At 39.2% G+C, this 7,400-nt stretch carries 8 protein-coding genes (1 of these 8 only partly in view); 2 read left to right on the top strand and 6 right to left on the bottom strand.

Features of this window, described 5'->3' with window-relative positions; translation table 11 throughout:
• The 3 genes from AMET1_RS06465 to AMET1_RS06455 all read right to left on the bottom strand — a co-directional run.
• Nucleotides 1-395: the start of a PAS domain S-box protein gene (locus AMET1_RS06465; protein ID WP_143406879.1), read on the bottom strand. Its footprint begins 1,714 nt before the window's first position; only the first 395 of its 2,109 coding nucleotides appear in the window; it begins with the start codon at nt 393-395; its stop codon lies off the left edge, out of view.
• 146 nt (nt 396-541) lie between these two features.
• Nucleotides 542-1,222, bottom strand: a complete 681-nt coding sequence (locus tag AMET1_RS06460; protein WP_086637667.1) for a LiaF transmembrane domain-containing protein — start codon at nt 1,220-1,222, stop codon at nt 542-544.
• 172 nt (nt 1,223-1,394) lie between these two features.
• Nucleotides 1,395-2,075 carry a LiaF transmembrane domain-containing protein gene (locus AMET1_RS06455; protein WP_086637666.1) on the bottom strand — a complete coding sequence of 227 codons (681 nt, stop codon included), beginning with the start codon at nt 2,073-2,075 and terminating at the stop codon, nt 1,395-1,397.
• A gap of 161 nt (nt 2,076-2,236) precedes the next feature.
• Here AMET1_RS06455 and AMET1_RS06450 point away from each other — a divergent pair, with 161 nt between their 5' ends.
• Both AMET1_RS06450 and AMET1_RS06445 read left to right on the top strand, forming a co-directional pair.
• Complete coding sequence (locus AMET1_RS06450; RefSeq protein ID WP_086637665.1) at nt 2,237-3,001, top strand: ABC transporter ATP-binding protein; 765 nt, start codon at nt 2,237-2,239, stop codon at nt 2,999-3,001.
• Nucleotides 3,002-3,004: 3 nt separating this feature from the next.
• A complete protein-coding gene (locus AMET1_RS06445; RefSeq protein ID WP_086637664.1) occupies nt 3,005-4,645 on the top strand; it encodes a hypothetical protein in 1,641 nt (546 codons plus the stop codon).
• 38 nt (nt 4,646-4,683) lie between these two features.
• Here the strand turns inward: AMET1_RS06445 and AMET1_RS06440 are convergent, their stop codons facing one another.
• From AMET1_RS06440 to AMET1_RS06430, 3 genes are all read right to left on the bottom strand, one after another.
• On the bottom strand, nt 4,684-5,007 hold the full coding sequence (locus AMET1_RS06440; protein WP_086637663.1) for a zinc ribbon domain-containing protein: 324 nt from the start codon (nt 5,005-5,007) through the stop codon (nt 4,684-4,686).
• Nucleotides 5,004-5,750: a transposase gene (locus AMET1_RS06435; RefSeq protein WP_086637662.1), complete on the bottom strand. Its 747-nt coding sequence runs from the start codon at nt 5,748-5,750 to the stop codon at nt 5,004-5,006. The genes AMET1_RS06440 and AMET1_RS06435 overlap by 4 nt, the downstream gene beginning before the upstream one ends.
• Nucleotides 5,751-6,105: 355 nt before the next feature.
• Nucleotides 6,106-7,371, bottom strand: coding sequence for a tryptophan--tRNA ligase (locus tag AMET1_RS06430; RefSeq protein ID WP_269088004.1), 1,266 nt, complete (start codon nt 7,369-7,371; stop codon nt 6,106-6,108).
• Nucleotides 7,372-7,400: the final 29 nt, after the last annotated feature.

Below are 7,400 nucleotides of genomic sequence, written 5' to 3'. Positions count from 1 at the left end.
TGTTCAGTTTTGTGTTTTTCTACTTCGTTTTTGATTGATTTTGTTAATGCGGAATAGAATTCGTTGGGTTTGTTGGTTTTCGGGAGGTATCTATTGATTCCTGTGTTGAGTGCTTCCATTGCTACTTCTTCACACCCTTCACCTGTAATTAGAATAAAAGGTTTTTTGTGGTGTTTTATTTTCTCGAATAGTTCTATGCCGTTGATTGGTGTCATTTTGTAGTCACAGACAAAACAATCGTATTTTTTTAGGTTTTGGTCGAGGATTTTTATTGGGTTGTGGGTTGTGTCTATATCTATTTTAGTGTTTTTCTGGTCGATGTATTGTTTTGTGAGTTCGAGAAAATTAGGGTCATCATCTATTAATAGGGCTTTAATTTGGTTTTTAGAACACAAGTAGCTGCACCTCAATGTTGGTTGGTGTGGATAGAAGGTGTTTTGTTCTTTATAAATTATTTTTTATAAGCTGGTTTATTAAGTTTTTTTATTTTATTGGGGTTTCTATCGATTTTTAGGTGTATATAATGGTTTTTTTGGTTTGTTTAGTCTTTTATGTCTAGTCCTCCTAGTAGGACTATTCCGTTTATTGTTATTTCTTGTTTTTTGTTTTCTGTTTGTTTTTCTGTTCTTAGTCTTGTGTCTTCTACTGCTCCGAGTATTGGTGTGATGTTGTTTTTGACTTCCCATCCTTCTGGTATTTTTATTTCTGCGCCTCCAAGGATTACTATGCAGTTTATTGTTGCGGGTGGGTTTTTTATTTCTGCGTCCCGGAGGTCTATGTTGACTGAACCGAGTATTGCGGTTATGTTTCCCCCTTTGAAGTTGTTTGATGTATTGAGTGTTTCATGTCCACCGAGCATCGTGAAAAGGTCGATTGTATCGGTTTCTTTTCCTTTTATCTTAGATACTTGAAGCCAGTTTATTAGTATTAATAAACCGATTGCTACGATTATTAGGGGCCACCATTCACGGATTACTGTGGTTGTGATTAAATTGAGTATAAGTAGCTGTAGTATTCCGAAAAAGAGTATGATTATTAGTGGGCCTAAGATGTTTGTTAGTTTGCTTTTTATTATTGCGTAGATGCCGAAAAGTACGAACAGGGTTGGTGTGTATTTGATTAGGTGGGTTGTGTCATAGATTCCTGTGGTTTCTAATAATAGTATTACACCTATAGCTATGAGTATTACGGCTAATACTGCTTGAAATGTTATTTTTTTCATAAACTATGCCTTTCAATATTATATATCTGATTTAGGTGGTATTAAGTTTAGTTTACCTATTAAGTTGGCATTAAGTTTTTTATTGATTCGATTGATTTTTATTGGTTTTATTGTTTTATTTGAGTGGGTAGGGTGGGAGGTTGTTTTTGGTTTGGGTTTGGTTTGTGTTGGTTTAGTCTGTTATTTTTATGTCGCCGAAGGATACTATTCCTTTTATTTCGAGGGTTTTGGGTTTGTTTTCTGTGGGTTTTTGTTTTCTTGTTCTTTTGTCGTGTACGTCTCCGAGTATTGGTGTTATGTTTATTTTTAGTTGCCATTCGTTTGGTACTTTGATTTCGGTGTCTCCGAATAGTACTATGCTGTTGATGGTTGTTTGTTTGTGTTTTGGTTTTGAGTCTCTTAGGTCGAGTTGTATGTCTCCGAATATTGCTGTTGAACTTCCTCCTACGAATTCTTTTGATGTTATTCTTGTTTCTATTCCTCCGAACATTGCGAAGAGGTCGATGTAGTCTGTTTGTTCTTTTTTAATTGTTTTTGATTTGAACCAGTTTAGCAGTATTGAGAGGCCTATTGCTATGATTATTAGGGGCCACCAATCTCTTATCATTGCTGTGGTTAGTAGGTCTATTAGGTAGAGTTGTAGTAGTCCGAATATTAAGATTATTAGGATCGGTCCGGAGAGGTTTTGGAATTTACTTTTTATCAGTATGTATGCTCCAAATAGAACGAATAGGGTTGGTGTGTATTTGATTAAGCTGGTTGTGTCATAGATTCCTGTTGTCCGTAGAAGTAGTAATAGACCTAAAAACACAAGTATTAAAGCGAATATTGCTTGAAGTGGTATTTTCTTCATTATAATCTCCTTATCAACTATCTAATCAAGTTATATATAAATCTAAGTGCTCTATTATCCTTTATTAACGATAGCATTATATATGTTGAACTGAGTATATGTAGTTTAATTGTAGTAATATTACGGTTGAATAGTTATACTGTATTTTATTTGTGGTTGTTATGAGTTGTGATTTTGCTGTTAGAACTGTTGGTTTGTCGAAAAGGTTTGGTGATTTGTGGGCGGTTAGGGATTTGGATTTGGAGATCTCTATGGGGAGTGTGTATGGTTTTTTGGGGCCTAATGGGTCTGGTAAGACAACTACGATGAGGATGCTTACGACTCTCACTAAACCTACATCTGGCTCGGCAGAGATCATGGGTGTTGATATTCAGGATAGGGAGCGGGTTATAGGTAAGATTGGTTATCTGCCTGAACAACCGCCTTTGTTTGAGGAGCTTAGTGGGTTGGAGCAGCTTAGTTATGTTTCTAAGTTATATGGTTTGTCGAGCGATGTTGCAGGTGAAAGAATTGAGTATTATCTTAGGAAGTTGGATATGGTTGATGCTGCAGGACGTAAGATTGAGGGATATTCCAAAGGTATGCGTCAGAAAATAGGTATTATACAGGCCGTTATCCATAAACCAGAAGTTGTTTTTCTGGATGAACCGACCAGTGGTCTTGACCCAAAATCAGCTAGAACTGTAAAAGATCTTATCTCGGAGCTTTCTGGTTCCAGTGAAACCACTGTTTTTCTCTCCACCCACATTCTGTCCGTTGTTGATGAGTTGTCAGATAAAGTTGGTGTTTTAAAGAACGGTGATCTGGTTACTGAGGGCGCTCCAGAAGACCTCAAAAAGAAGGTTGAGAGTGGAGAGTCCAGGAGTCTGGAAGAGGTATTTCTCTCCGTTACTGCCGACCATAAAGAAGAAAGTAAAGGTAGATAACACATGGATTTCTTTGAAGTTAAACATGGATTAACCATCGGAGAACTCGATGTACGGCGAACAGTCAAAACGTATTGGGGTATGGAAGAAGTCGCCACTATAGCGGTTTATTTAATCATAGTTTTGGCTGGTGCTGTGGCCGGTGGTTACGCTGGATATCAAGCTGCAGGTTTGTTAGGTGGTGGCGAGCTGGCCGGCCTACCGATAACAAGTATGTTGGGTGGGATTATAGCAGTCTTCTGGGTTTTTATAGTCTTTATTATGGTTTTTAGGGCATTGGGTGAGCGTGGAACTCCGACTGTGGTTGATAACCTGCTTCATGTAACTCCGTTGTATGGTGTTTGTTGGGGGATACTGTTCTCAGAGATTGTATATATTTTAATGTGGATTCTCATTCCCGCTGTTGGAGTTGGAGTTGGATTCGCTTTGGGCGGAGGTGGCGTTGTCCAGGTTTTACTTGTACCTTTGGTTGTGGTTCTTTTTGCCATAAGCTCCATTGCTGTTGGATATCCATTAGGCATAGCCCTACGTTACGTTCTCACTAGATTCAGGTTTATAGTTAAGTATAAGGTCCCTTTGATTATCGGGGTGTTCTTCCTGTATATCCTTCTGGTTGTTTTTGGTTTACTGGAGAACATTGCAGTTTCAATGTATGAACCCGTTCAATCGACACCTATGGCTTGGTATGCAGACCTATTACTGATTGGTGTTGAGGATGTGGGTACCTCGGTTTTGAATGGATTTTTAGTTTTGTTGTTTTCATTTTTATTGTTACCACTGTCTGTTTTTGCCACGCGTTTTGTTGGTGGTAAGAACTGGTTTTCAGATCCGGTTCTGGTTGATGAAAAAAGTGGGGGGGAGGTTGTTCAGGATCTGAATAGTTATCTTGAGCCTGGAGTTCTAAGTGGTTTGTTGGGCGGTAAGGTTGAAAGTTTAATGGCTAATGTGGTTCGGCAGACAGTCAGGAAGCCTATCAAATCGATTTACGCTGCTTTACCTATATTGATTGTAGGTCCAATGTTTGTTGAAATGCCAGGCTACCTGCCGTTTCTTGTATTGTTTGTGGTTGTTTGGGCTGCTGGCAGTCTTTTCAGCTTGAATATACTGGGAGATCAGGGTAGTTTTCTACCTACATTGTTATTGACTGGTGTCAGAGGAAAGGAGTTGGTTTGGGCACATTTATTGCCAACCCTGTTCATAGGTGTTCCAGTTGGAGTAGTCTTGGTGCTTTTAACCGGTTATTGGGTTGGTGTTGAACTTGCTGAACTGGGCCTGTTGTTGGGTTCAACTATCTTATTGATGGTTCTAGGTAGTTTTATGTCAGTTTGGCTTGGAACAGTATTCCCTCGATTCGACTCTATAAAAATAACTAAATCTATGAGCGTTGTTCTCCCCAGCAAGATGGCTTATATAGGATTCACCTTCTACCTAGCGTTATGTATTTCAGCAAGTGTTTTCGTCTACAGTGATGAAGCTAGAGAGATTGTCTCTGCATTTTCAGGGTGGGTATTGCCGTTTGGATTGGAGCTTGGAACAAGCTTGTTGTTGTGGGGATCGATATTGGTGTTGGTTTTAGCAGTTATAATACCTATTTTTGGATATAGGAGGGCTGTTGTTAAAATAGATAAGTATACTCTCGAGTGACATCCTCCCCGACCTTAGAGGACGGGGTTTCCGACCGTTTAATGGTTACCACCTACTTCACCGACTTGCGTTGCAGAGGTCGGGTCAACAGTAGTGGTTTCGGGCGTTGTCACAACACCCCTGACATCAGAAGAGGTCTCATTGTACTTTCCGATGCCCCGTCTGGCTATGTTATGTGCACCGTTCACATCAGCGTTTATGAGAGTGCCGTCACCTGCTTTAAAGAGACCTCTTTCTATTCTCGTACCTATGTACTCTTCGTGATGTTCTACAGGTTCTCCGTCTAAAAAAGAACATTTGGTTGTGTGTGATTCGTTCACCAGTTTAAAGTCTATCTCGTAGTATTCGCACTTGTGTTTCAACTTCTGCTTGAATGTGTCGAACGGTATCTGGACAAAGTTTTGGTTTTTTTATCACCGATATTTACCTTTTGTTTCCAGTCTTTACCATTACCGACCAGTACAGTTCCTATCCTGTTATCTTTGCAGTGTTCAATTATTTTGTGTACGGTTTTGTTTAGGTAGTCGTGTATTTTGTTCCGTCTATTCTTGAATAGTTTTTTTATCTGTTTAGTATCGCATTCTATATCTTGTTTGTCCTTGATATTTCTCAACCTTGCTATCTCCTTGTTGTACCATCTGTTTATTGATTTGAGTTTACGCCCGTCTATTATGGCTGAGCGTCCAGAGTGGTCGGCAAAGGTGGCGAGGTTATTCACACCGAGGTCTATGGATAGGAATGTATCTTCTTTTGTTTCGATAGGGTTTTTTTCTTCTTTGTATACTAGTCTGTATTTGAAGTATTTTGCGTTGGCTTTTGGTAGGATCTGTAGTCTTTTTATATTTTTATTTCTCACTTCTTTGTATGTGAATAGTGTTTGGATTTCTTTCTGTTCGTACCCAAACTCTTCTCTAAACTTCTTGGGTACGCCAATCCTGAGATAGTTATCTTTGATTTGGAACATTTGGTTGGGGAAGTCGAGTAAGTAGAATCCTTCCTTATCGAGGTAGTTTGGTGGTGATACTTTGTTAGAGTCGTATTTACCTTCTCTAGCTTTCTCCACCAACTTGAAGTAGGATTGGAAGGCTTTGTCTACCTGTTTCATTGTTTGTTGGGCGGCCTGTGAAGGGAGTATTTCGTAGTTTCAACTTTTGTTTTTGAGTCTTTCCCATGTGTTGTAGTAGTTTAGGTATTCTCTGTTATCGAAGAATTACTGTCTCATTTCGTAAAGTGTTTCGTTGTACATATTCTTGGATAGATGGCAGAGACTACGCAGTATCTCGTATTCCTTTTTGTCCAGTTTTCTGAGGTTCTGAGGTAGCGTCTTTTTCATTGTTTATCATATCCTTTCATAGTTATCTAGTTTTTTCCTTACAGACCGATTCATCAGCCACCTAAATCAAAGATTTAGGATGGTGTCTTCTCGATCACTTAGATAAAAAAAGTTGGAGGTGGGTTTTTTAGTTTAGGTGTTTTTTGAGTGTTTTTTTGGCTTGTTTTCTTTTTTCTTGGTGTGTTTTTAGGAATTGTTTCATGTGTTCGGCGGTTTCTTTTTTGCATTGGCCGCATAGTCTTTGTCCTTGTTTGCAGTTGTTGTATATTTCTTTGATGTGTTTGTTGTTTTGTATTAGGTGGAAGTATAGTAGTTCGTATATTGCGCAGTTTTCTGGTTCTCCGCCTTCTTTTTTTTGTTGTTTGAGGTTTTCTTGGCCTCCTGTTTTTGCTTTCATTATTTTGTCTGCGGCTTTTTGTGGTTTGTCTGTTAGGGCTATGTAGCTGTCTTTTACGCTGCTGCTCATTTTGCCTCCTTTTAGTCCTGTCATGAATCTGTGGTATGTTGAGCTGGGTGGGTAGAATCCGTATCCTTTGTTTTGTATTTCGTGTTGTCTGACTATTTCTGGTATTTTTGGGTTGTTTGTTTTTATTTCGATGTGTTCTGTGTAGGTTTTTGTTTTTCCGTGTTTTTGGAGTTTTTGTTTTAGTTGGTTGATTTGTTTTTGTGTTGCGTGTCTTGATCTTATTTTGTAGTGGTTGTTTGTTTTTTCTATGCTGAATAGTCGCATTCTTTTGGATATGTCTCTTACTAGCCGGAGGTGGGGGTCTTGGTCGGTTCCTGCTGGGACTATTACTGGTTTTGGACCGCCTTGGCTTGGTGTTTGTGGGTATAGTATGTCTGCTGATTGTATTGGTGCTGCGTACATGTGGGCTAGTGTTGTTTGGTTGTTGAATCCGTATATGGATTTTAGTTCGCCGTAGTTCATTTTGTTTGATGCTTCGAATGCGAGGTTTCTGACTTGTTGTTGTTGTGATTGGTAGTATAGTTGTGTGTTTTCGGGGTTGAGGCCGAGTGCTATTAGGCTTAGTAGGTAGTTTTTGCCTGATTTTTTGCTTTGTTTTAGTGGTAGGTTTCGTGCTGCTAGGGCTTCCATGTCTGCTATAGCTGCGTATATTTGGGCTCCTTGTTGTTGGTGCCAGATTAGTTGGTCCATCACCATTTTGTGGCCTAGGTGTGGTTGTCCTGTTGGTACGAACCCGCTCATGGCTGCATATGGTTGGTTGTTTTTGATTGCGTTTAGTATTAGGTTGAAGTCTCTGTGTCCGAAGACTATTTCTCTTTCCATTAGGGGGTGTGGGTTTTTAATTTTTGTTTTGTCTAGGTCTTGGATTCCGAATTCTTTTTTTAGTTTTCCGTAGTCTTCTATTTTGTCTGAGGTCCATGGGTCGATTTGCAGTTTTGTTTCCTCCTTTTTTTTGT

The organism is Methanonatronarchaeum thermophilum (genome assembly GCF_002153915.1).
Taxonomy (GTDB): domain Archaea; phylum Halobacteriota; class Methanonatronarchaeia; order Methanonatronarchaeales; family Methanonatronarchaeaceae; genus Methanonatronarchaeum; species Methanonatronarchaeum thermophilum.
This window is presented reverse-complemented; position numbering and strand designations above follow the sequence as displayed.

Excerpts from the sequence above, each read along its gene's own strand:
- AMET1_RS06460 (WP_086637667.1), bottom strand. The coding sequence starts at position 1,222 with ATGAAAAAAATAACATTTCAAGCAGTATTAGCCGTAATACTCATAGCT.
- AMET1_RS06455 (WP_086637666.1), bottom strand. The coding sequence starts at position 2,075 with ATGAAGAAAATACCACTTCAAGCAATATTCGCTTTAATACTTGTGTTT.
- AMET1_RS06450 (WP_086637665.1), top strand. The coding sequence starts at position 2,237 with ATGAGTTGTGATTTTGCTGTTAGAACTGTTGGTTTGTCGAAAAGGTTT.
- AMET1_RS06445 (WP_086637664.1), top strand. The coding sequence starts at position 3,005 with ATGGATTTCTTTGAAGTTAAACATGGATTAACCATCGGAGAACTCGAT.
- AMET1_RS06435 (WP_086637662.1), bottom strand. The coding sequence starts at position 5,750 with ATGAAACAGGTAGACAAAGCCTTCCAATCCTACTTCAAGTTGGTGGAG.